The following is a 24800-nucleotide window of genomic DNA, read 5'->3' as shown; positions in this document are numbered from 1 at the left end:
ATTCTGACATTTTGAACATCCTCTTATCAAAATGACTTGTTAGGCAGATGGTTGTGTTTCGGTATTAGATTAGAGGCATTTAGATTAATCTATAAAAGAAATGAATATTTTTACGTCATCACCGCTTCATAGATTGAATTTTTTCTTCGGTAGGGGTAACGCGTAATGTTTTTTGACCAGTATAGGTTACAAAGCCTGGTTTGCCACCAGTTGGTTTGTTGAGTTTTTTAGCTTCAATCATATCAACTTGAACAAGGTTTGACAAGCGAGCCTTGGAGTAGTAGGCAGCTAATTCAGCCGCATCTGTTTTGACTTCATCACTTGGGTTGAGGTTATCCTTAATAAGGACATGGCTACCTGGAATATCTTTGGCATGGAACCAAAGCTCCCCTTTTTTTGCCATTTTAAAAGTCAATTCATCATTTTGCAGGTTGTTACGCCCAACCATGATAATGGTCTTGCCATCTGAAGCCAGATATTGTTCTGGCTTTTTACGTTTGTGGCGTTTGTCTGTTGACCGTCTCTTCATAAAGCCTGCTTGAACGAGTTCTTCTCGGATATCCTCAATTTCATCCATATTGGCCTGAGAAAGGCTATACTCGACACTTTCAAAATAATGGATGCTTTGTTTGGTTTCCTCAATTAACCCAGTTAAATGCTTCACAGCTTCTTTTAACTTTTGATATTTTTTAAAATAACGCTGAGCATTTTGATTAGGTGTCAAAGCTTTATCTAGTGCAATCGTAATTTTTTGACCAGTATAGTAGTTGTCTAGTTCAACCCTATCTTGATTGTTTGGAACTAAACTTAAAAAAGTGGTTAACAGCTCCCCTTTTTGTCGAAATTCTTCGGCATTGTCTGTGTCTGATAATTCTTTTTCTTGCTTGGCAAGTTTTTTCCGATTTTTATCTAGTTCGTTTTGTACTCGATGAATCAAATCACTGGCTTGCTGAGCGATGCGATCGCGCTCGGCTTTTTCTTGGTAGAAGTAGTCCATTACTTCAGATAAGGTGTGGAAGTTTTGGAGACTATCAGAAAATAGCACAGCAGCAAAGCTATTTTCAGTCAGGTTAGGCTGACAACTTTGAGCAAAAAAAGTTCTAAACTGTTTTAGTTTGTTATCAGTTAGCTGCGCAGCCAATTGACTGGCGGTATCGCGCCCAAGTCCTTGAAAGAGCCTTTGAAGGTTTTTAGGTGACAAGTCCTCTGTTTGTAAGATTTCAAAGAGTTTCTCATCAACGATGGTAAAGGGATTGCTCGCGTCAGTTTGAGGTGGCGCGATGTAGGTAGAGCCAGGTAAGATAGTACGGTAGCTATTTTGTGAGAAACCGATGTGTTTGATTGACTCGATAATTTTATTTTCAGATTTATCAATCAAAATGATATTGCTATGTTTGCCCATGATTTCGATAATTAAAGTGACTTTAATGTGATCACCAATCTCGTTTTTATTAGAAAATGCAATTTCTAAAATACGGTCATTTTCAATCTGCGTAATGTTTTCAATGACTGCCCCTTGAAGGTATTTTCGCATAATCATGGTAAACGTATTTGGTATTTGGGGATTAGGCAGATCTGCTTTTGTAGTTTGAATACGTCCAAAAACAGGGTGAGCAGAAATGAGAAGTTTGTAATTTTGGCGATTGTTACGAATAGTTAAAACCAACTCACGCTCAAAAGGCTGATTGACCTTTTGAATGCGTCCGTAAAGTAGCTCTTCTTGTAATTCTTTTGTTAAATGGTGTAGAAAAAAACCATCAAATGACATGATTAAAGTTGCCGCAAGTTTAGTTTGTAAAGAATATCAAACTATTAACTAATCTGGCGACGTCTCCTTTCTAATCTCATGTTTTCAATCCCTTTATTATACCATATCCTTTCAAGAATCTGTCATTTGGAATAAGCTATGATTTTAATTTTTGGATGATAGAAATGAGTTCTTGGTAATGAGGATTATCCATTTTGATGATGGCATAGGTTTTAGTAGAGATATCTTTAAACTTTTGAGAACTAGTAACGATATCTTTGTTTGCTAAGATACGTTCGGCGATATCTTGACTAACAATCGTAATTCCGGTACCTGATAAGACCTCGTGTTCAATGAGTGATAAATTGTCAATGGAAAGGTGATGTTGTGTGGGGAGGTGGTTGATTTCTCTGTGTGACTTAACAAGTGGGGACAAGAAATAAAATTAAGAAAATTTCGAAAAGTGCTTGCAATTTTCAGAATATAGTATATAATTATAGAAAAACACAGGAGGAAGCTAAGATGAACATGACACAAACTCTTACGAATTGGCAAAGCTGGCGTATGTAAAGGTTGTGTTTATGTGTGTGCATAGATACGACTTTTGGAGTACTTCTAAAAAGTATCTGTGCGCTAGGTCTTAGTTCAAGGTAAAAGGCGCGTAGTAAGGGTTACTAGGCGTTTTTCTTTTTAGTAGACTCAATTGATTGATAAAAAGAATATTATGAAATGTTTTAGAGGAGAAAGTTTATGAAAAATAAAGCACTTATTGGAACACTTATTGCCCTTGGACTTGTCGTTGTTGGCTCTTTTGCTTATAATAATTTGTCAAAAAGCAACTCACAAGCAGGTGCTACAAAAGATGTTGTAAAAGTTGGTATTTTACAGTACGTTACACACGATGCCCTTGATCAGATTGAAAAAGGAATTGAAGATGGATTGGCCGATGCAGGTTATGATGGAGATAATATTGATTTGACAGTCTTAAATTCTGAGGGTGATCAAAGTAAAATTCAAACCATGAGTAAAAAGTTAGTCAATGATAAAAATGATGTTTTGATTGGTATTGCAACCCCAGCTGCTCAAGGTTTGGCAGGTGCTACAAAGGATATTCCAGTGGTTATGGGAGCTATCTCAGACCCAGTTGGAGCCAAACTAGTGAAGAATTTGAAAAAACCAGAAGGAAACGTTACTGGGACGTCTAATCATGTACCACTGAAGCAAACGGTTGAACTTATTCAGGATATTACCCCAAATGCTAAGACCATAGGTGTTTTATACGCTAGTAGTGAGGACAACTCCGTTTCACAAGTAGCAGAATTTAAAAAATACGCTCAAGCATCTGGTCTCAGTGTTATTGAATATGCTGTACCATCAACCAATGAAATTACAACTACAATGTCAGTCATGACAGGAAAGGTTGATGCTATCTTCGTACCACAGGATAATACTATTGCCTCAGCCTTTCCAACAGTTGTTTCTTCAGCAAATGCTGCTAAAATACCTGTCTATTCAAGCGTGGATACTATGGTAGAACAAGGCTCCATCGCTTCTGTTGCTCAGAGTCAATATGATCTTGGTGTTGAAACAGCCAAAATTGCTGTCAAACTTCTAAACGGTAAATCTGTTAAGGAGGTTCCAGTTAATGTCATTGATACAGGAACACCAACAGTTAATCTAAAGGCTGCTAAAGAGCTTGGTATCACTATTCCAGACAGCGTTTTAGAAGAGGCTGATATTGCAGTCAAAGAAAATGAATAGAAAGAAGCAAAACTTATGATTATCTCATCAGTATCACAAGGATTACTTTGGGGCGTACTCGGGTTGGGAATTTACCTTACCTTTAGAATTTTAAATTTTCCAGATATGACAACAGAAGGCTCTTTTCCATTAGGCGGAGCAGTGGCAGTGACTTTGATGAACAACGGTACTCATCCATTGTTTGCGACATTAGCAGGAACATTAGCTGGATGTTTGGCAGGACTTGTGACAGGTCTCCTCTACACCAAAGGAAAAATCCCAACCTTACTGGCAGGAATATTGGTTATGACATCTTGTAATTCCATCATGCTCATGGTTATGGGGCGAGCTAATCTTGGACTACTTGATATTAAAACCTTACAAGATTTATTTCCCTTTACAAAGGAAAGTAATCTATTGATTTTAGGTTTAATTGTGGTGATTTTGGTCATTGCTACACTGATATATTTCTTGTACACCCGACTTGGCCAAGCCTATATTGCTACGGGAGATAATCGTGAAATGGCAAAGAGTTTTGGGATAAACACTGATCGCATGGAAGTGATGGGCTTGGTAGTATCAAATGGTTTGATTGCTCTTTCAGGTGCCTTGGTTAGTCAACAAGATGGCTATGCCGATGTTTCTAAAGGGATTGGTGTTATTGTTATCGGACTAGCCAGTATTATCATTGGTGAGGTTCTCTATTCCACAGGATTGACGTTGTTAGAGCGCCTGGTAGCTATTGTCATTGGTTCGATTTTCTATCAATTTTTAATAGCAGCTGTCATTGCGCTTGGCTTTAATACGAATTATCTAAAACTTTTTAGTGCTCTTGTCTTAGCCATCTGTCTAATGATTCCTGTTTTGAGGCAAAAATTCTTTAAAGGAGTGACCTTATCACGATGAAAAAAATCATTGAACTAAAAAATGCAACTGTTCAAGTTAATAATGGTTTTGATGAGGTCAAAACAATACTTGACCATGTTAATTTGGACATTTATGAACATGACTTTTTAACGATCCTTGGTGGAAATGGTGCGGGGAAATCTACTCTATTCAATGTTATTGCCGGAACCCTCATGTTAACCAGTGGCAGTGTTGTCATTTTAGGAGAAGATGTGACAGCTCTTCCAGCTGAAAAAAGAGCCAAATATTTATCCCGCGTTTTTCAGGATCCCAAAATGGGGACGTCACCTCGTATGACAGTTGCGGAAAATCTCCTAATTGCTAAGTATCGTGGCGAGAAGCGCAGCTTTTCTCCACGAAAAATTCACGCTTTTACCGAAGAATTTACCAATCTGATTAGCAAGACGGGCAATGGTTTGGAAAAACATTTAGAGACTCCAACAGGGCTACTATCAGGTGGTCAACGTCAGGCGTTGAGTTTACTGATGGCAACGCTCAAACGCCCAGAACTCTTGCTCTTGGATGAACATACAGCAGCTTTGGATCCAAAAACTAGCGTGTCTCTTATGCAGTTAACAGATGATTTTGTGAAACAGGATAAGCTAACTGCTCTGATGATCACTCATCATATGGAAGACGCTCTTAAGTATGGTAACCGCCTCATTGTAATGAAGGATGGAAAAATTATCCAAGACCTCAAGCAAGCCGAAAAGGAAAAAATGAGTATTTCTGACTATTACCAACTATTTGAGTAAGGGGGAAATATGGCTGATTTTAAAAGTGTAGCAACTTATTTGGATGTTCTACCGGAAACCATCCAAACTTATCTCCTTGATAATCATCTATTGGAGCGTGTTCAAGCTATGATGGTAAATCCCCAATTTACAAATGGTAGGGAGCTTATGGATGCCTACCATTTTCCAGAAGACATGGCTTATAATTGTATCTTTTTTGAGGGAAAAAGCGGGCATAATTTGATAAATATTGCTACCTTAGTGCCTTTTGGTAAGCGTGTTGATAGTAAAATGATAAAGAAGCAGTTAGGTTTGCGTGATCTGCATCTTATGGATAAGGTAAAGGCAGAAATGCTGACAGGACAGTCATTTAGCGCTTTTACGCCCCTTGCTCTGTCATCTGATTGGCTACTTGTCATTGAACCAGAAGTTTTCAAAAGGATAGCATCATCATTGGGGCTGGTGTCACTTTGGCAACATTGCAAACACCAACATGTATTTTAAAACAAGCACTTCATTTTCAACTGTTATCCCAGTTTTATAAAGAGTGAGTCAAGCAAACGTGAGTTGCTTGATTTTTTTAGGAAATAAGTGGTGAAGTATATTCTTATTCAGAGAATGATACTAAAAGCAAGTCATTCTTTTTTATCAAAAGGATGACTCATTGGCTTCGGCTTGCTCTAATACTCAATGAAAATCAAAAGTAGCCTAGGAAACGAAGCCGACGATAGAACTTGAGTTCATCAAGGCTAGTTGACAACGGATAATTTTGATTTTCGAAGAGTATAAGCTACTAGATTTGTCATTTATCTTTGTTAGTCTTTGTTTTAATCTGTTAAGGCCTGTTAGTGAAATCTCAATGTCACAACCGTGGTATATCATAGTTCTCTCTTAGTCATTTTGGTAGAAATATGGTACAATAGAAGTGCTGTAATTCGACTTGCTCACTCTGGACACGAATTCTTTGGAGCAAGGACCGTTTGTATGAAAAAGGAGCTAAAAAGCTCTGCTATTATTAAAAAAATACAGAAAAAGGAGAAAAAATGAGCGATATCAAAATTATCGCCCTTGGAGGTGTCCGTGAAAACGGAAAAAACCTCTATGTGGTTGAAATTAATGAGTCTATTTTTGTGCTTGATGCCGGTCTTAAATACCCTGAAAATGAACAATTGGGTGTTGATGTGGTCATTCCAAGTCTTGATTATCTCATTGAGAATAAAAAACGTGTACAAGGGATTTTTCTAACACATGGTCACGCGGATGCCATTGGAGCTCTACCTTACTTGATTTCAGAAGTGAAAGCACCTGTTTTTGGATCACCTCTGACTATTGAGTTGGCTAAGCTTTTTGTGAAAAATAATGGTCCTAAGAAATTTAACAATTTTCATGTGGTTGATGCGGAAACCGAAATTGAGTTTGAAGATGCTGTAATTTCATTTTTCAAAACAACACACTCAATTCCTGAGAGCTTAGGGATTGTCGTAGGGACGGACGAAGGAAATATTGTCTATACTGGTGATTTCAAATTTGACCAAGCTGCTCGTCCTTACTACAAGACAGATTTGGCTCGTCTGGCTGAAATTGGCCGTGAAGGTGTTTTGGCTTTAATGTCTGATTCTGCTAATGCCACTAGCACAGTACAGACTGCTAGTGAATCAGAAGTCGGCGTAGAAATCGACCATGTTATCGCGGATGCTGAAGGTCGCGTCATTATTGCAGCAGTAGCTAGCAATCTAGTGCGTATCCAACAAGTCTTTGATTCAGCAGCTGATCATGGTCGACGTGTCGTCTTGACGGGTCTGGATGTTGAAAATATTGTCCGTACAGCTATTCGCATGAAACGATTGCGTATTGCTGATGAAAAGCTGATTATCAAACCAAAAGAAATGGATAAATTTGAGGATCATGAACTCATTATTTTAGATGCTGGGCGAATGGGTGAGCCTATTAACAGCCTCCAAAAAATGGCTCTTGGTCGTCACCGTCATGTCCAAATTAAAGAAGGAGACCTTGTGTATATTGTGACAACGCCAAGTATTGCGAAGGAAGCTGTCGTTGCGCGTGTTGAAAACCTTATTTACAAGGCAGGTGGATCAGTTAAACTAATTACCCAAAATCTCCGAGTGTCTGGACATGCGAATGGACGTGACTTGCAACTCATGCTAAATCTTTTGCGTCCTAAACATCTCTTCCCTGTACAAGGAGAATATCGTGACTTAGCAGCACATGCGGAATTGGCTCAAGAGGTTGGTATGTATCCTGAAACTATCTACATCGTCAAACGTGGAGATATCATGGTTTACAGCAAGGATGGTTTTCTTCATGAAGGGGGCGTTCCAGCTGGTGATGTGATGATTGATGGAAACGCCATTGGTGATGTGGGAAATATTGTTCTTCGTGACCGAAAAGTTTTATCTGAGGATGGAATTTTTATCGTGGCTATTACCGTTAATAAAAAGGAAAAGAAAATTATCGCCAAAGCTAAAATTCACACCAGAGGTTTTGTTTATGTGAAGAAAAGCCGTGACATTTTACGTGAGGCAGCGGATTTAGTCAATACGACTGTTGAGAATTATCTAGCTCAAGATACTTTTGATTGGGGAGAACTCAAAGGGGCTGTTCGTGACGACCTCTCTAAATTCCTCTTTGATCAAACGAAACGACGTCCAGCAGTCCTACCAGTTGTTATGGAAGTTCGCTAAGATAGGCTTTTAGTGTATCTTTTATGACTGTGACAGCTGAGAAAATATGATTTCTTAATTTCTCATTTCCAATAATTTACCGGATTATTGGAACTCTCTTTGCCATAATGTAATATAGCTTACGGACATTGTTTCGTGCCAAAGATTGCGTAAAGAATGGTGTACGCCAATTGTTCTCGTTTTGATGAATGATTGAGCTGTAGGTGTGACAGTGAGTAAAATATTGACAGAATAGAAAAAGACTGGGAAACTAGTCTTTTCTCGTAAATTGGAGGTTAAAATGGCTTTTTTTAAAATTGAGTACAATTCTAAAGTTTTAGGCATGGAAAGACAGGTGAATGTTATCTATCCTGATGCTTCTGAACTAACTGCGGCTGAAGTAGATGATAATGATATTCCAGTCTTGTATTTGTTGCATGGAATGGGAGGTAATGAAAATTCTTGGCAAAAACGCACCAATATTGAACGCCTGCTGCGGCACACTAATCTAATCGTGGTCATGCCATCTACAGATTTGGGGTGGTACACTAATACCGCATCAGGACTACCTTATTATGATGCCATCGCAATAGAACTACCGAGGGTTCTCAAGCGTTTCTTTCCCAATATGACCAATAAGCGTGAAAAGACTTTCATTGCTGGACTTTCAATGGGAGGTTATGGGGCTTATAAAATCGCTTTAAGCACAGACCAGTTTTCTCATGCCGCTTCTTTTTCGGGAGCATTAGCCATGGGGATGGATGGGCAAGATCCAGCGGCAGTCGTTGGTGAAAGTGTTGCTTATTGGCAAGGTGTTTTTGGTGACTTATCTAAAAATGTTGCGTGTCAGCACGCCTTATCCACCCTTGCGGAATCTTCAGATAAGAAAACAAAATTTTACGCTTGGTGTGGCTATGAAGATTTTCTTTATCAGGCCAACGAATTTGCCATCAAGGAATTAAAGGCTTTAGGTTTGGACGTTACTTATTGTAATGATCATGGTAAACATGAATGGTACTATTGGAATCAGCAGTTGGAATCTTTACTGGAGTGGCTTCCTATTAACTATGTTAAGGAGGAACGCCTGTCCTAAAATAGCAAGCCAATATTTTGATTGATACTCAATGAAAATCAAAAATCAGACTAGGCGATGCAGATAGAACTGAACTTCATCAAATCACGTCAACGATGTCTGAGTTTGATTTTTGACGTGTCTGAGTGGTTTTTCATTTCTTTTGACTAATAAAAAACACTTGGAACGGCTAGGGCTAGCTAGCATGTTTCCAAGTGTTTGATGCTCTATTATCTTGGTTTTGACAGACTATCAACAGATTGTATGTTAATGATTAAGTTTCTGAGTATCTTTTGATTTGCTGAGAATTTTACTTTTTTGTATAATGACACTATGAGTATTTTACAATTTTTAGTGATGGTCGTTGTCTGTGCCTTCGAAACTTATTTTTTTAATGAAGCTGTCTTTAATGGTGATTATTTATTAGCTATCTTGTGGGGAATCTTTTTGGTGCGTGACTTGCAACGTGTTTACCGTGTAACAAAGTTTACCAAATCACTTTTAGCTGCTACCAAGAAGAAAGACTAATTTCACCACTTTTTAGTGTCTGCTTGCTACCATCTGGGAGACTAACAATTAGATGTCCCTTATTGGTGATATCTTCCACGAAAGCTGATTTTATCTGCTCATTTTCAATAAAGGTCACTTGCTTATCTAGGACAAGTGATTTTTCTTTGTAAACTTTGACTAAGTCATGTTCTGGGATAGTAAAAAACAACTGCCAGATTTCAGTAATAAGTTGATTGCGACTAATACTAGGTTGTTCTTTGAAAAGACTAGTTGCCTTGCTCTGCAATTCTTCAGGGAAGGATGTGATATTAACATTGATACCGACACCGATGATGATATCTGTCACCAAACCTGTTTCGACAGAGGAGATGGCTTCAGTTAAGATACCAGCAACCTTTTTGCCATCAAGGTAAATATCATTGACCCATTTGATATCTGTCTCGATACCAGTCAGGCGTGAAACGGCCTTAACGATACTGGAGGCAACCATGAGTGTATAAGGTGGAACTTGGTCAAAAGGGCAGTTTGGACTTAGATGGAGAGACATATAAATACCTCCTTGATTAGAAGTATAAAAATCTCTCCCAAACCGCCCTTTAGCTTTTTTCTGATCGGTGGCTAGATAGAGGTGGGGGGCTGGATAAGCTTTTTGGATACCCAATTTGGCATCAATTTGAGTTGATTCACTTTTTTCATTGAGACTGACAGTGATGCCAAGTTTGCGACCAATCTCCTCTGGAAGCAATAAATCACCGGACAAAATTTTGTAGCCACGATTTTTAATGGATTCAATGTTGATTCCCTTGCTTTCAAGGGTCTGGATGGCCTTCCAAATAGCAGTTCTGGATACTTGAAATTGTTGTGCTAATTTTTCGCCACTGCAAAAATCGTCCTGTTGGCTGAGGTAATCATAGAGTTTTTCATAGGTTTTCATAAGATTAGTATAGCATAAAAGTAGATAATTTCTTTTAAAAAAGGTGATAAGGAAATTTTGTTAGTGCGATTATAAAAAAATATCACCAAGCTGGTGGAAAACGTGGTATAATGATTGAGTTATTAAGTCCCGATAAGACAATCTGGCTTCTTACTATCTTGGTAGCTTTTGTTAGCTAACCTTGGGATACTTCAGTTTTACCTGTGGTTTTGCTACCTTGGCTGAGAAGATATTCGCTGTTTCATCTTCTGAACGGAAGATAGTGGTTAGGTTGGTACTTTGTAACTCACTGGAAAACCTGTTCAATTGGACTAATAGAACTTTAATACTCTTTGAAAATCTAAACGATAGACCAAGTTTAACCTTGGTTCACGGTTGTTTAAGTCGGTATTTCGTCTGATTTTCTTCAAGTATAAGATATTAGCTTAGTTGTTAGGGTATTTCATGGAAATCACTTTCCAACTTTTTAGTGCAGTGGTGTGCTAAAAATAATCTTTAATGAAAATGGGGGGACATTTTTATGTCAGAACGTAAACTTTTCACGTCTGAATCTGTATCTGAGGGGCACCCAGATAAGATTGCAGACCAAATTTCCGATGCGATTTTAGATGCGGTTTTAAGTCAAGATCCAGACGCACACGTTGCTGCTGAGACAGCAGTCTATACTGGGACAGTTCATGTCTTTGGTGAAATTTCCACAACTGCCTATGTTGATATTAATCGTGTGGTTCGTGATACAATTGCTGAGATTGGTTATACTAATGCTGATTATGGCTTTTCAGCTGAGGCAGTTGGTGTGCATCCTTCACTTGTTGAGCAGTCTCCAGACATTGCTCAAGGAGTTAATGAAGCGTTGGAGGTCCGTGGTGCTAGTGATCAGGATCCGCTTGATTTAATTGGTGCGGGTGACCAAGGACTCATGTTTGGCTTTGCGGTTGATGAAACACCAGAACTCATGCCACTACCAATTTCATTGTCTCATAAATTGGTCAAAAAATTGGCAGATCTTCGCAAATCGGGTGAGATTGCTTATCTGAGACCAGATGCCAAGTCGCAGGTAACGGTTGAATACGATGAAAATGATAGACCTGTTCGTGTGGATACGGTTGTTATTTCTACCCAACACGATCCAGACGTTAGTAATGACCAAATCCATGACGATGTCATCGATAAGGTGATTAAGGCGGTTATTCCAGCAACATACTTGGATGATAAGACCAAATTCTTTATCAATCCAACGGGGCGTTTCGTGATTGGCGGTCCTCAAGGAGACTCTGGTTTAACAGGACGTAAGATTATTGTGGACACTTATGGTGGTTACGCTCGCCACGGTGGCGGTGCTTTTTCTGGTAAGGATGCGACCAAGGTTGACCGTTCAGCCTCCTATGCAGCTCGCTATATTGCTAAAAATATCGTAGCAGCAGGTCTAGCCAGCAAGGCGGAGGTGCAGTTAGCCTATGCCATCGGCGTGGCTCATCCTGTTTCAGTCCGTGTGGATACTTTTGGAACAAATGTTATCGCTGAAAGCACGATTGAGGCAGCAGTTCGTCACATTTTTGATCTACGTCCGGCAGGCATTATCAAGATGCTTGACCTTAAACGTCCAATTTATCGTCAAACAGCGGCCTATGGGCATATGGGCCGGACCGATATTGATCTACCTTGGGAAAGATTAGACAAGGTAGAAGCTTTAAAAGCAGCTGTCAAATAATACATACAGAACATCGCCACATCCTTTGATGGGACGGTGTTTTTTGCAGTGATAAAATTAGTAAGAATCCCATAATCTTTGTTCAAAAAATCTGGGGCAAGTCCATCTGATTTCTGTTATACTGTCTATGAGAGGTGAAGAAAGGAATTGATCCCGAAAGGAAAGAAAGGAATTTAGATAACTCGCCGTTGAAATCAGGATTTCGCGTCGTGTTCCTAAAATTACTTTCACTTTCACGTCGGTACTGGTATTTGAAAATGATGCATCACTTTAACCAAACCATGAAATATTTGGAGACTATCTTGGATTCGGAAATTGATCCCAAGAAAGTCCATCAACTGTCGGGCTATCCTTATGCTATGTTCAGCAGGCTTTTCTCCATTTTGGCAGATATGACCTTGGCAGAATACCTAAGAAATCGCAGGCTTTCGCAAGCTGTTCATGATTTGACCCAAACCTCTGCTAAGATAATCGAGATTGCTTTCAAATACGGCTATGATTCGGCTGATGCCTTTAGTGCGGCCTTCAAAAAATTTCATGGGGTGACACCTTCTCAGGTTAGGGGCGGAAGTGCCTATAAAGTGTTCCCGCCCCTGCAACTATCTTTGAAAATCACAGGAGGAAAAAATATGGATATCAAAATTGAACAAAAACCAGCCTTTGCTGTAGCTGGTGTCTTGCTAGAAGCTATTGATAATAGTCTCTGTCCCTCCGCTTGGGATCAGCTTTATAAAAATCAGTCTTTTGAAAGTCTTGAAGCGCTTGGAAATGGTCAGTCTTATGGTGTCTGCACAGATGTCAAAGAAGGGGAAATTATCAACTATATGGCTGGCTATGATGTGACCGATCAGAGAAAAGCCAAAGCATTGGGTCTGACTATCATGGAAATTGAGGCAGCAGAATATGCCATTATCCCAGTTAAAGGTCCAATCCCAGGCTCCATTCATCGGGCTTGGAAGTATGTCTTGGAAGTTTTCTTTCCTGAAACGGGTTATCGTCATTCCGGAGCTCCGGATTTTGAAGTCTATGCAGAAGGAGATATGTATAGCCCTGACTACGAAATGGAACTCTGGATTCCGATTAGTAAATAACAAATGATGTAAAGTCTATTTACGATATTTCTTACTCTAAACAGTCAATTGGACTGTTTGAGACATTTGGGCTCCATTTTTGGAGCTTTTTTATTGGGTCTGAATACCTTTTTAAGATTACTATATGATGAATATTTATTTTCAATTATATAAAATTTTATTTTTTATGTTATATTTTAGGATATCTGTGCTATAATATAACAGAATGCAACCGATTGCAAAAATATTTTTGGAGAAGGAGGATGAGGGGTATAAGTTTAAATGTGATAAATGAAAGGAAGATATAGCCAAAATTATTTGGTGTTTTATTTTACATAATCAAGAAAACGGTTGCATTGTAAAAAGATTTTTATTAAGGAGATTCTTCATGCTTAAGAAAGGCAAGAAAAAGTCATTTAAGAAATTATTACTAAAATCGGCAGTAGTTATTTCCTTGTTCGGAACAGGTATTTTTGTTCAGGATAGTACAGTTTTTAGTGAGTCAAATGCAGTTACTTCGCAGTCTCAGGTCTCCATGAAAGATGGGACAATTCTTCATGCGTGGTGCTGGTCTTTTAACACCATAAGAGATAATATGAAAGCCATCAAGGATGCTGGTTACACAAGTGTCCAAACATCACCTATTAACGCTGTAGTAGCGGGAGAAGGTGGTAATAAGAGCTTGTCAAATTGGTATTATCATTACCAGCCAACACTTTATACCATTGGTAATTATCAGCTGGGTACTGAGGCTGAGTTTATTGAAATGAACAAGGTGGCTGAAGAGTATGGTATTAAGATTATTGTCGATGCTGTATTGAATCATACCACCTCAGACTACAATCAAGTTGATAGTTATATCAAATCAATTCCTAATTGGACCCACGGCAATGTAAAATTAAAAAATGGGAATGATCGATACGAAGTCACTCAGAAAGCTTTATTGGGACTGTATGATTGGAATACACAAAGTTCAGATGTTCAACAATACCTATTGCAATTCTTGAAAAAAGCAGTTGCTGACGGTGCAGACGGTTTCCGTTACGATGCAGCAAAACATATTGAACTTCCAGGGGAATACGGTAGTAATTTCTGGAATGTTATCTTAAACAACGGATCAGAGTTTCAATATGGTGAAGTTTTACAAGATGGCATTTCAAATGATGCTGGTTATGCCAATTTAATGAGTATCACAGCTTCTAATTACGGGCAACAAATCCGAAATGCTCTGCGTGATCGTCGAATGAATTCAGGTAACTTAGTAAACTATCAAGCCTCTGTTGATCCTTCTAAATTGATTTTATGGGTTGAATCGCATGATAACTATGCTAATGATGATAAAGAATCTACTTGGATGAACGATGAAGATATTAAACTGGGTTGGGCAATGATTACAGCTCGTGCAAAAGGAACACCGCTCTTCTTCTCACGTCCAGTTGGTGGAGGAAATGGTAATCGCTTCCCAGGTCAAAGCAAGATTGGTGATGCAGGAAGTAACTTGTATAAAGACACTTCCGTTGCAGCAGTTAATAAATTCCACAATGCTATGGTTGGTGAATCTGAATATATTCGCAATCCAAATGGCGATGAACAAATGGTTATGATTGAAAGAGGAGCAAAAGGAGCTGTCTTAGTTAATCTTGTTAATAATGATAAAAATCTAAATTCAGAGACAAAGCTTGCTAATGGTACTTACACTGACAAGATTTCAGGAAAAACATTTACGGTATCTAATAACCGTATCACTGGTAACATTCCGTCTCGCTCAGTTGTGGTTTTATATCAAGGTGAGGATACTCCTTATACAACAAGTTCAGTTTCCATTAGTGGGTATAAAGAAGGTGTCAATCGTATCTCTGAACCAAAAGAAGTTACACTAAAAAGCTCTAATGTGAAGTCTGCAACTTATAAGATTAACGATGGTTCTGAAATTGATTTCAAAGATGGCACGAAATTAACTGTTGGTCAAGATTTGAAAATTGGAGAAAGTGTTACAATCACTTTGACCATGACAGATGCAAGCGGAAAAGTAAGTAGTAAGAAATACACATTTACAAAAGAAGATCCTAACGCTCAAACAACAATTACTTTTGACAATCCAGATAATTGGTCAACTGTCTATGCTTATATGTATAGCTCCAAAGACACCAAACTCCTAGGTGCATGGCCAGGAACACAAATGACCAAAGATAATTCAGGACGTTATAGCATTTCTGTTCCTAAATCATATGAATCAGATGGTGTTAAAGTTCTCTTCACAAATAATCAAGGGGCTCAGTACCCACAAAATGTTGGCTTTGATTTGAAAGTTAATGGCATTTACTCTAAAGCTGGTCTAACTGGAACAGCTTCTGAAGTAGAGTATAAGGAAGAAGTCGTAAAAGAAAATATTCCATTTGAAACACAAACGAAGGAAAACCCAGAGCTGACCAAGGGTGAAACTAAGACAATCTCTGAAGGAAAAGAGGGTGTTAAAGAAGTCACTTACAAAGTTGAATACACAGATGGTGTTGAAACTGCCCGTGAAAAAATTTCTGAAAAAACAGTAACCGAAGCAACTCCAAAAGTTGTTGAAGTAGGAACTAAAGAAAAAGAAGCAGACGAAGCCATTGCTAGCCGAGTTTACTTTAACAATTCCCAAAATTGGAATAAAGTCTATGCCTATGTCTATGACAGCCAAGGTAAGCCAGTTGTAGGCACATGGCCAGGTAAAGAAATGACCAAAGATGAGTATGGATATTATATTGAGTTATCAAAAGACTTGTCTGGCGGGAAAATCATTTTCAACAATCCAGACACTAAGGTTCAATATCCAGCCCAAAACAAAGCAGGCTACGATATAGAATTAGGTCACATCTATGACATTGATGGGAAACACCAAGCAGTTTTACCAGAGGAAGGAGTGACACGAATTACATTTGACAACCCAGGAGGTTGGGATGCGGCGAATGTCTATGCTTATTATGGCAATCCAATCCAGATGCCACTTGGTGCGTGGCCAGGTAAAGCTATGACCAAAGATAGCCAAGGCAACTTCTACATTGATTTGCCAAAGACATACGCAGATTCAGATGTTAAGATTCTTTTTAACAAACCCAATAGCAATGTTCAATTCCCATCAGCGGTCGGATTTGAATTCTCACTTGATGGACACTATACAAAGGATGGGTTGAAATAACACACACTAAAGAGGAAGGGGCTGGGCAAAAAGTTCAGCCTCATTTCTCAAAGTTCGTGTCACCATCTTATCGCAGTCGTAAAGGTCAGATTTGTTCGTGTTTCACACACCAAGTCTGACCTTTACGACTGATGCGAACAGAGTTCGCTTCATTTCCAACTTCCAAAGGTTCGGGGAACCTTTGGAGCTGTGCTGGGGTGGGAGTGAAACAGTCTGGGAAAAGACTGTTTCAGCTCAACAACTTGAAACGAGAAATTGTTGACGAACTCTTTTTTAGACTTATTGAGTTCTTTCCCACTCCCATCTTTTTTTAAATAATGATATGGAGAAATGAATTAAGATGCAGCAAGGATTATCCAAAGTAAGAACCTTAACTTTAAGGTTGCTCATAGCTTTGACACTTATTTTAGCAACGCTATTGTCTAGTATCTCTCCCGTATTGACACAATTTGTTTTTGCAAATGATACGTCATCTGGTTTGCTGTCGGCAAAAGACAGGGGAGTTATTTATGCAAATTCTAGAACAGATTTTCGTGATGAGACTATTTATTTTTTGATCACAACGCGATTTTACGATGGTGATTCATCAAATAACGCCCGCACCTCAGAAGATAAGAAAGCTAACAATCCGGAGAGCGACCCTTCCTGGCGTGGTGATTTTGCAGGATTAATTGAAAAATTAGACTATATCAAAGCTCTTGGTTTTACTGCGATTTGGATTACACCAGTAGTTCAAAACAACTCAGGATACGACTACCATGGTTATCATGCATCCAATTTTAATGCTGTGGACTACCGTTATGAGTCAAATGGGATTGATTACCAGACCTTAATTGATGCTGTTCACGCTAAAGGGATGAAAATTATTCAGGATGTCGTTTTCAATCATACCTCTAACTTTGGTGAAGAAGGTTTGAACAAACTTGGAGGTGAAAGTTTACAAAAACAAATCTCTAGCAATGATTACCCTACTCGTAATAAGGTTGTCATGAATGGAACTGGAGATCCTCTCAATATTTATCACCATAACGGTTTCTGTGGTGGAGGTGATTGGGATAATTATGAGGCACAAAGAAAGACAATCGCTGATGACTGTTTTGATTTAGACACTGAAAATCCTTTGGTTTATAATTACCTCATTGATGCTTATAAGAAGTATATCAACATGGGAGTAGATGGTTTCCGTGTTGACACTGTCAAACATATCTCTCGATTAACATTAAATTCTACCTTTTTACCTCAATTGCAGAAAGCAGCAGAGTCAAATGGGAACAATGATTTCTACATGTTTGGCGAAATCTGTACAAAAGGTCATGATGTCTGGTATCGTGATGCTCCGCCTATTTCAACCCCATTCTATACATGGGATACAGATGCTACTTATAAAGCACAGTGGAGCAGTACTAACTCAGCCACAAATGAAAAGTTAGTTGAAAAACACTACACTGATCATATAAGCACTGCTAACCAGCCAACATCAACCAATGCCTTTTTGAATGGTAATGACTACCATGCAACTGATTATTCACAAAAATCTGATTTGGGAGCAATTGATTTTCAAATGCACTGGTCATTTGATAATACCAATCAAGCTTTCAATACCGCGAAATCAGAAGATCGTTATTTCAATGATTCTACTTGGAATGTTGTGTACGTTGACTCACACGATTATGGTCCAGACAATTCGCAAACGATGCGCTACAACGGTGGTACAGATGCTTGGGCAGAAAATCTCTCGCTTATGTTCACATTCCGCGGAATTCCATGTCTTTACTATGGTAGTGAAGTAGAATTTCAAGCAGGAAAACCTATTGACGTAGGACCTAACGCTCCATTGAGTGCAACAGGCCGTGCTTATTATGGTGACTACCTTGAAGGAAATGTAGATACAACTGATTTCACTGAATTTGGTAATCTTAGTGGTAAGGTTGCAGAGACCTTAAAATCTCCACTTTCTCAACATATTATGCGCTTGAACCGCCTTCGTCAAGCTATTCCAGCTCTTAGAAAAGGACAATATTCTACCGAAGGATGCTCAGGAAGCATGGCTTTCAAACGCCGATACACAGATGCTTCAACAGATAGTTTTGCTTTAGTGACTATTTCAGGAAGTTCTACTTTCTCAGGAATTCCAAATGGTACTTATGTTGATGCTATTACTGGAGACACAAAGACTGTTTCTAATGGAACATTAACCGCAAATGTTTCTGGTAAAGGTAACATGAGAGTCTATGTTCTTAGTACTAGTAAAACTCCTGCTCCAGGACGCGTTATTCCAAATGGTCAATATTTGACAGATGGTGGTTCAGCATCAGAAATTGGAAATGGTACAGTTTCTGTAGTAGAACCAAAAAACTTGGAATTAAGTCAATCAGAAGTCACTGTTAAAGAAGCTACTTCAACAAAAGTGACAGCTAAAGTGACACCAGCGGATGCTTCTCCAATTGTAAAATGGTCTTCTAAAAATCCTGAAATTGCAACTGTAAATGGTGGAGAAATCACAGGAGTTGCAGTAGGAACAACAACGGTTACAGCCACTACTACTAATGGTATTTCTAAAACAGTCAAAGTCACCGTCCAAACAAATCCTGATATTATCAAGCCAACAGGTATTAGTCTAGATAAAGACTCTCTGGTATTGTTTACAAAACAATCAGAAAAACTTACGGCTACTATCCAACCGAAAGATACCAGTTATCCAGAAGTCAAATGGGAAAGCAAAGACCCAACAATTGCAAAAGTAGATGATACAGGAAAGGTTACAGGGCTTAAACCAGGGACAACTACAATAATTGTAACGAGCAAGTACGGTAATTATAGCGCCAGCTGTAATGTCACTGTTGAGAAGAATACAGCTGCCACAACACTTTATTTCAAGAGTCCGGCTTCTTGGAAAATTGTTAATGCTTATGCTTGGGATTCAACAAGTAATCCGACCGATAAAAATGCTAGTTGGCCGGGTGAAGTAATGACTCCTCTGGGAAATAATGTCTATAGTATTGAACTATTGCCAAATACAAATTATGACAAGATTATCTTTAATAATGGTTTTGAGCAAACTAAAGATTTAGCGATTGGTAGTAACGGACAAATCTATGATTTTGAAACATCTACTTGGTCTGACTATGAAAAAACAGATGTTAAACCAGTGAAGAGTATCTCACTGAATAAAAATAAGGCAGAACTTGAAGTTGGGAAGTCAGAGCAATTAATCGCAGAGATTACTCCAAGTGATGCTAGCAATAAAAAAGTCACATGGAAATCAAGTAACCCAGATATTGCTAAAGTGTCTGATAATGGACTTGTTGAAGCACTCAAGGCAGGTAGTACTGAGATTACTGTAACGACAGTGGATGGCTCTTATTCAGCAACTTGCCAATTGTCAGTAAAAGATAAGAGCGTTAAGCCAGTAATTCTCGGAATTAAAGATTATTCGGAAGGTAATATTGAAGTCGAAGATAGTATTGCTTTAACCTTACAAGTGTCAAATGCTATGGAGTCATCATATCAGATTGATGGTGGACAGGTAGCAGCATTTGCTAACGGAGAAACCGTTACGCTTGGCAAGGATCTTGCAAATGGTTCCACTACTACACTCACGCTGACTGCTAAAGGGGAAGATGGACAACTTGTTAAGAAAGTTTATACAATAACTAAGAAAAAAGCGGAACAGCCTGAAGAACAGACTACAATTACTTTTGACAATCCAGATAATTGGTCAACTGTCTATGCTTATATGTATAGCTCCAAAGATACCAAGCTTCTAGGTGCATGGCCAGGAACACAAATGACCAAAGATAATTCAGGACGTTATAGCATTTCTGTTCCTAAATCATATGAATCAGATGGTGTTAAGGTTCTCTTCACAAATAATCAAGGTGCTCAGTACCCACAAAATGTTGGCTTTGATTTGAAGGTTAATGGCATTTACTCTAAAGCTGGTCTAACTGGAACAGCTTCTGAAGTAGAGTATAAGGAAGAAGTCGTAAAAGAAAATATTCCATTTGAAACACAAACGAAGGAAAACCCAGAGTTGACCAAGGGTGAAACTAAGACAATCTCTGAAGGAAAAGAGGGTGTTAAAGAAGTTACTTACAAAGTTGAATACACAGATGGTGTTGAAACTGCACGTGAAAAAATTTCTGAAAAAACAGTAACCGAAGCAACTCCAAAAGTTGTTGAAGTAGGAACTAAAGAAAAAGAAGCAGACGAAGCCATTGCCAGCCGAGTTTACTTTAACAATTCCCAAAATTGGAATAAAGTCTATGCCTATGTCTATGACAGCCAAGGTAAGCCAGTTGTAGGCACATGGCCAGGCAAAGAAATGTCCAAAGATGAGTATGGATATTATATTGAGTTATCAAAAGACTTGTCTGGCGGAGAAATCATTTTCAACAATCCAGACACTAAGGTTCAATATCCAGCCCAAAACAAAGCAGGCTACGATATAGAATTAGGTCACATCTATGACATTGATGGGAAACACCAAGCAGTTTTACCAGAGGAAGGAGTGACACGAATTACATTTGATAACCCAGGAGGTTGGGATGCAGCGAATGTCTATGCTTATTATGGCAATCCAATCCAGATGCCACTTGGTGCGTGGCCAGGTAAAGCTATGACCAAAGATAGCCAAGGCAACTTCTACATTGATTTGCCAAAGACATACGCAGATTCAAATGTTAAGATTCTTTTTAACAAACCAAATAGCAATGTTCAATTCCCATCAGCGGTCGGATTTGAATTCTCACTTGATGGACACTATACAAAGGATGGGTTGAAATAGGACTGCTATTGGAAAAGTCTAAGATGAATCAAATCAACATCTGTAGAAGAAAGTTAAAACTCAAAGAAAATCAAAGCACAATAACTGCAACCAGTGCTGATATTAGCAAGGCGAAGCCAACAATAACATTTTGATTTTCAAAAAGCATAACTAAAAAAGTCCTCACTAAGAATAAAAATTAGCGAGGACTTTTTGTCTTACTTTGATAGTTTTCTTTTTATTAATTCCTTATTTTCAGATTATTCGATGACTTAAACTAGGCTATTTTTGATTTTCATCTAGTACAAACTGCAGAAATTCAACAAAATGGTTTGCCCAATATTTTTCATGATGGATTTCATTGGCCATGATGAGCAATTTAATACTATTCATAGGAAGTCCAGTTTTGAGCAATGATTGGTAATAGTGTAAGGTACAATCAATGTAGGCTTGATTCATGTTAGGAGCAAATTGTTCATCCACTTCATCACCTTCCTTGGTGCCGACTTGGATAAAGACTTTACTGTCATTGTTAAGAGGGTGACTGTCGCAAAAGCGCAAAAAATCACGCTCACTAAACCAAGATGCTAACGAAAAGACACCTAGATTTCCAAAAATGTCAGGGTAGGCCGCTCCCATATAAGCGGTGATAATCCCTCCCATAGATGAACCTGCAAGAATAGTATTCTTGCGATCTGGTTTGGTTCGATAGGTTTCATCGATAAAAGGTTTAACCGTATGAACAACCCAGTCACCATAAGCCATACCATCGCCACCAACACTTGCTGTTTCAGGAGTTGACCCCACATCAGTCATCCACGGAGCATATTCATTGAGACGATTATCCTCAGCGTTATCAATGCCAACAACGATAATTTTTGGAAATTCTTTATGGTTTTTTAGGGTAGGAATAATTTTCCAAGAATAGCCAGAAAAAGACTCTTTACTGTAGAAAATATTTTGACCGTCGTGCATGTAAAGCACAGGATAGCTAGCCCACTCTTCTTTATCATAATCTTTTGGAAGTAGCACACGAATACGGCGTTCTTCATTGTAATAAGGAACTGTCAGGTAATGTTCCTTCATCTCAAGATAGTAGTTATTGAGTTTTGTTTTTCTCATAAGCGCTCCTAAAGGGTAGTTACCTTTATTATATCACAATGCAAATGATTTTTTAGAATTTTCAGTTCATTTTTGAAAAATGGCTGCCCTCGTTAGCAAATACATTAAGAAAACGACTGGGAATGTGATATAATTTAGATGTTATGATGGAAAACACACCACGAAAATATGCTATTGTTGATTTGGAGGCGACGGGTGCCCATGCTTCGGCAAGTATTATTCAAATCGGAATAGTTATCATTCAAGATAATCAGATTGTCCATACTTATCAGACAGATATCAACCCACATCAGAAATTGTCTGAGCATATTATTCATCTCACAGGAATAACAGATGCCCAGCTAGGTAAAGCTCCAGAGTTTTCTCAAGTAGCCAAAGACATTTATGAGCTGATTGCAGACTGCACCTTTGTGGCACACAATGTCAAATTTGATGCAAATTTGTTGGCAGAGCAACTTTTTCTTGAAGGCTTTGAGTTACGAACGCCTCGTGTGGATACGGTGGAATTGGCTCAGGTTTTTTATCCGACTTTTGAAAAGTACTCTCTAACAGATTTGTCTAAACTGCTTGATTTGGAGCTTTCTGATGCTCATACAGCTATTGCAGATGCCATGGCAACCGCTCAGCTATTTTTAAAATTAAAGAAAAAAATAGCAAGCCTGCCTAAAGAAACCTTAGAAAAAATTTTGTCTTTAGCTGACAATCTTTTATTTGAGACACGTCTAGTAATTGAAGAGGGCTTTGAAGAGGCTCAATTATTGTCAAATCAAACCCATCATCTAGTCGGTGGTTTAGTATTGAAACAAGAGGAAGAACAGGCTTTTGAACGGCAATTATCAAACCATTTTGAAGTCAATATGGGACTGCTGGGACTGGATGCTAGAGAAAAACAGATTGTTTTTGCAGAGATGGTTGAGAAGTCTTTTGAAAAATCTCTACCAACTTTTCTGGAAGCTCAAGCAGGTCTCGGAAAAACCTACGGCTATCTTTTGCCTCTCTTGAAACAATCTCACAATGAGCAAGTCATTGTTTCTGTGCCTACCAAGGTTCTTCAAGATCAAATTTCATCAAATGAAATGAAGAAAATCAGAGAGGTTTTTCAAATTTCTTGCCACAGTCTCAAAGGTCCTCGAAATTATATTAAATTAGATTCTTTTTATGATAATTTGGCATCAGAAGGAGATAATCATCTGGTCAACCGATATAAAATGCAGATTCTAGTCTGGCTGACGGAAACAGATACGGGTGACCTGGATGAAATCAAGCAAAAACAGCGCTTTGAAGCCTATTTTGATCGGATTAAACATGATGGGAAATTGAGTAAAAAATCACTTTTTTATGATGTTGATTTTTGGCAACGTTCTTATGAAAAGGCGCGACATAGTCGCCTCTTGCTGACTAATCACGCTTATTTTTTGGAACGTGTTCAAGATGATAAAGCATTTTCTCAAGGGAAAATTCTTGTCTTTGATGAGGCACAGAGATTATTTCTGAATTTAGAAAATTTCTCACGCAAACAGGTCAATCTGACGCAAATTTTGTCAAAATTGGAAAAACAATTAGTGGAAACGAACTCTTTGCTAGAACAGAGATTATTAGAAAGTTTAAGTTTTGACTTGTCGCAAGCTATCCTATCCTTTCACCGTAATCAGAGGTTTCAATTGTCAGATAAGCAGATAGCATCAATTAAACAAGCGTTGTCTGAACTTACTCTACCAGAGTTAGCCGAATTACAAGATTGTTTTCAAGATTATTTTAGCGACTTTTGGCTAGAAAGCCGATTTGAAAATGAAAAACGTACCGTCTATCTGAATGCTGCCAGTCAGGCTTTTCTAAATTTCAAAGACTTTCTTCCAGAGACGCGCAAAACTTATCTGATTTCAGCAACACTCCAAATCAGCCCACGAGTAAACGTGGCGGAGTTACTAGGTTTTGAGAATTATGAGTTTCTTAGCATTCCTAAAGAAAAAAATCCAAATCAAAAAATCTGGATTGACGATACCATGCCAAGCATAGATGAAGTGGCAGAAGAAGAATATGCCAGAGAAATCGTCAATCGCCTGCTTACTATGAGAGAGATTGGCCAGCCTATTTTGGTACTTTTTAATGCAAAAAAAATGATGTTACAAGTATCAGAGATATTAGATGGTAAAGAAATACGCCATTTAACTCAGGAAAAAAACGGCTCTGCTTATAATGTTAAACGACGATTTGACCGTGGAGAAACTTCTATATTGCTTGGTACAGGCTCATTTTGGGAAGGTGTAGATTTTGTACATGCAGACAAAATAATAGAAGTGATTGTTCGCTTGCCCTTTGATAATCCAGGGGATATGTTTATGAAAAAAATGAGTGATCGCTTACTTGCCCAATGCAAAAGCCCTTTCTACGACTACTCTCTACCATTAGCTATTCTCAGAATCAAGCAGGCTGTCGGTCGAACCATGCGTAGAAAAGGTCAGAAGTCAGCAGTATTGATTTTAGATAAACGTATTTTTACCAAGACGTATGGACAAATCATTCACAAGGCTTTAAATGAAGAATTTTACTTGTCTAATCAAAAAAGTCAGAACTGCATGCTTGAAATAGCAAATTTTTTGGTATAATAGTATAGATAATGTTTAGAGGAG

At 38.4% G+C, this 24800-nt stretch carries 16 protein-coding genes; 12 read left to right on the top strand and 4 right to left on the bottom strand.

Annotated elements, in window-relative coordinates:
• Window positions 1-118: 118 nt before the first annotated feature.
• Together ABZ559_RS08180 and ABZ559_RS08175 are read right to left on the bottom strand one after the other, a co-directional pair.
• Window positions 119-1768, bottom strand: coding sequence for an NFACT RNA binding domain-containing protein (locus ABZ559_RS08180; protein ID WP_367005925.1), 1650 nt, complete (start codon window positions 1766-1768; stop codon window positions 119-121).
• A 136-nt stretch (window positions 1769-1904) separates the two neighbouring features.
• The gene (locus tag ABZ559_RS08175; protein WP_367005924.1) at window positions 1905-2183 is read right to left on the bottom strand and encodes a hypothetical protein; all 279 of its coding nucleotides are present in this window, start codon (window positions 2181-2183) and stop codon (window positions 1905-1907) included.
• Window positions 2184-2497: 314 nt separating this feature from the next.
• Between ABZ559_RS08175 and trpX the strand changes: the two genes are divergently transcribed.
• The 7 genes from trpX (at window position 2498) to ABZ559_RS08140 (ending at window position 9408) form a co-directional block, all read left to right on the top strand.
• Window positions 2498-3508, top strand: a complete 1011-nt coding sequence (gene trpX / locus ABZ559_RS08170; protein WP_367005923.1) for a tryptophan ABC transporter substrate-binding protein — start codon at window positions 2498-2500, stop codon at window positions 3506-3508.
• 15 nt (window positions 3509-3523) lie between these two features.
• Entirely contained in the window at window positions 3524-4393 is an 870-nt protein-coding gene (locus ABZ559_RS08165) for an ABC transporter permease (RefSeq protein ID WP_273414411.1), read from the top strand.
• Window positions 4390-5148: an ABC transporter ATP-binding protein gene (locus tag ABZ559_RS08160; RefSeq protein WP_367005921.1), complete on the top strand. Its 759-nt coding sequence runs from the start codon at window positions 4390-4392 to the stop codon at window positions 5146-5148. The genes ABZ559_RS08165 and ABZ559_RS08160 overlap by 4 nt, the downstream gene beginning before the upstream one ends.
• Before the next feature lie 9 nt (window positions 5149-5157).
• Window positions 5158-5631, top strand: a complete 474-nt coding sequence (locus ABZ559_RS08155) for a YbaK/EbsC family protein (RefSeq protein WP_367005919.1) — start codon at window positions 5158-5160, stop codon at window positions 5629-5631.
• Window positions 5632-6170: 539 nt separating this feature from the next.
• A complete protein-coding gene (locus ABZ559_RS08150) occupies window positions 6171-7829 on the top strand; it encodes a ribonuclease J (RefSeq protein ID WP_367005918.1) in 1659 nt (552 codons plus the stop codon).
• Window positions 7830-8109: 280 nt separating this feature from the next.
• A complete protein-coding gene (locus ABZ559_RS08145) occupies window positions 8110-8901 on the top strand; it encodes an alpha/beta hydrolase family protein (protein WP_277291002.1) in 792 nt (263 codons plus the stop codon).
• 312 nt (window positions 8902-9213) lie between these two features.
• Window positions 9214-9408, top strand: coding sequence for a DUF3272 family protein (locus ABZ559_RS08140; RefSeq protein WP_367005916.1), 195 nt, complete (start codon window positions 9214-9216; stop codon window positions 9406-9408).
• Here ABZ559_RS08140 and birA read toward each other — a convergent pair.
• Window positions 9389-10324 (bottom strand): bifunctional biotin--[acetyl-CoA-carboxylase] ligase/biotin operon repressor BirA, encoded by a 936-nt coding sequence (birA, locus tag ABZ559_RS08135; protein ID WP_367005914.1) that lies wholly within the window; start codon window positions 10322-10324, stop codon window positions 9389-9391. The two genes, ABZ559_RS08140 and birA, sit on opposite strands and share 20 nt — an antisense overlap.
• 520 nt (window positions 10325-10844) lie before the next feature.
• Between birA and metK the strand changes: the two genes are divergently transcribed.
• The 4 genes from metK (at window position 10845) to ABZ559_RS08115 (ending at window position 21069) form a co-directional block, all read left to right on the top strand.
• Window positions 10845-12035 (top strand): methionine adenosyltransferase, encoded by a 1191-nt coding sequence (gene metK, locus ABZ559_RS08130; RefSeq protein ID WP_367005913.1) that lies wholly within the window; start codon window positions 10845-10847, stop codon window positions 12033-12035.
• Between the two features lie 257 nt (window positions 12036-12292).
• A complete protein-coding gene (locus ABZ559_RS08125) occupies window positions 12293-13126 on the top strand; it encodes an AraC family transcriptional regulator (RefSeq protein ID WP_367005912.1) in 834 nt (277 codons plus the stop codon).
• 367 nt (window positions 13127-13493) lie between these two features.
• Window positions 13494-16283 (top strand): starch-binding protein, encoded by a 2790-nt coding sequence (locus ABZ559_RS08120; protein WP_367005910.1) that lies wholly within the window; start codon window positions 13494-13496, stop codon window positions 16281-16283.
• A gap of 340 nt (window positions 16284-16623) precedes the next feature.
• A complete protein-coding gene (locus ABZ559_RS08115) occupies window positions 16624-21069 on the top strand; it encodes a starch-binding protein (protein ID WP_367005908.1) in 4446 nt (1481 codons plus the stop codon).
• A 261-nt stretch (window positions 21070-21330) separates the two neighbouring features.
• On the opposite strand, the gene ABZ559_RS08110 is transcribed toward ABZ559_RS08115, so the two are convergent.
• Window positions 21331-22170 carry an alpha/beta hydrolase-fold protein gene (locus ABZ559_RS08110; protein WP_321056276.1) on the bottom strand — a complete coding sequence of 280 codons (840 nt, stop codon included), beginning with the start codon at window positions 22168-22170 and terminating at the stop codon, window positions 21331-21333.
• Window positions 22171-22313: 143 nt separating this feature from the next.
• Here ABZ559_RS08110 and ABZ559_RS08105 point away from each other — a divergent pair, with 143 nt between their 5' ends.
• Window positions 22314-24776: a bifunctional DnaQ family exonuclease/ATP-dependent helicase gene (locus ABZ559_RS08105; protein WP_367005907.1), complete on the top strand. Its 2463-nt coding sequence runs from the start codon at window positions 22314-22316 to the stop codon at window positions 24774-24776.
• Window positions 24777-24800: the final 24 nt, after the last annotated feature.

The organism is Streptococcus sp. ZY19097, from assembly GCF_040731245.1.
GTDB classification, from domain to species: domain Bacteria; phylum Bacillota; class Bacilli; order Lactobacillales; family Streptococcaceae; genus Streptococcus; species Streptococcus orisratti.
This window is presented reverse-complemented; position numbering and strand designations above follow the sequence as displayed.

Bases quoted from the DNA above. Each gene is read 5' to 3' on its own strand.
- ABZ559_RS08180 (WP_367005925.1), bottom strand. From the start codon at position 1,768: ATGTCATTTGATGGTTTTTTTCTACACCATTTAACAAAAGAATTACAA.
- trpX (WP_367005923.1), top strand. From the start codon at position 2,498: ATGAAAAATAAAGCACTTATTGGAACACTTATTGCCCTTGGACTTGTC.
- ABZ559_RS08165 (WP_273414411.1), top strand. From the start codon at position 3,524: ATGATTATCTCATCAGTATCACAAGGATTACTTTGGGGCGTACTCGGG.
- ABZ559_RS08160 (WP_367005921.1), top strand. From the start codon at position 4,390: ATGAAAAAAATCATTGAACTAAAAAATGCAACTGTTCAAGTTAATAAT.
- ABZ559_RS08155 (WP_367005919.1), top strand. From the start codon at position 5,158: ATGGCTGATTTTAAAAGTGTAGCAACTTATTTGGATGTTCTACCGGAA.
- ABZ559_RS08150 (WP_367005918.1), top strand. From the start codon at position 6,171: ATGAGCGATATCAAAATTATCGCCCTTGGAGGTGTCCGTGAAAACGGA.
- ABZ559_RS08145 (WP_277291002.1), top strand. From the start codon at position 8,110: ATGGCTTTTTTTAAAATTGAGTACAATTCTAAAGTTTTAGGCATGGAA.
- ABZ559_RS08140 (WP_367005916.1), top strand. From the start codon at position 9,214: ATGAGTATTTTACAATTTTTAGTGATGGTCGTTGTCTGTGCCTTCGAA.
- birA (WP_367005914.1), bottom strand. From the start codon at position 10,324: ATGAAAACCTATGAAAAACTCTATGATTACCTCAGCCAACAGGACGAT.
- metK (WP_367005913.1), top strand. From the start codon at position 10,845: ATGTCAGAACGTAAACTTTTCACGTCTGAATCTGTATCTGAGGGGCAC.
- ABZ559_RS08125 (WP_367005912.1), top strand. From the start codon at position 12,293: ATGATGCATCACTTTAACCAAACCATGAAATATTTGGAGACTATCTTG.
- ABZ559_RS08120 (WP_367005910.1), top strand. From the start codon at position 13,494: ATGCTTAAGAAAGGCAAGAAAAAGTCATTTAAGAAATTATTACTAAAA.
- ABZ559_RS08115 (WP_367005908.1), top strand. From the start codon at position 16,624: ATGCAGCAAGGATTATCCAAAGTAAGAACCTTAACTTTAAGGTTGCTC.
- ABZ559_RS08110 (WP_321056276.1), bottom strand. From the start codon at position 22,170: ATGAGAAAAACAAAACTCAATAACTACTATCTTGAGATGAAGGAACAT.
- ABZ559_RS08105 (WP_367005907.1), top strand. From the start codon at position 22,314: ATGATGGAAAACACACCACGAAAATATGCTATTGTTGATTTGGAGGCG.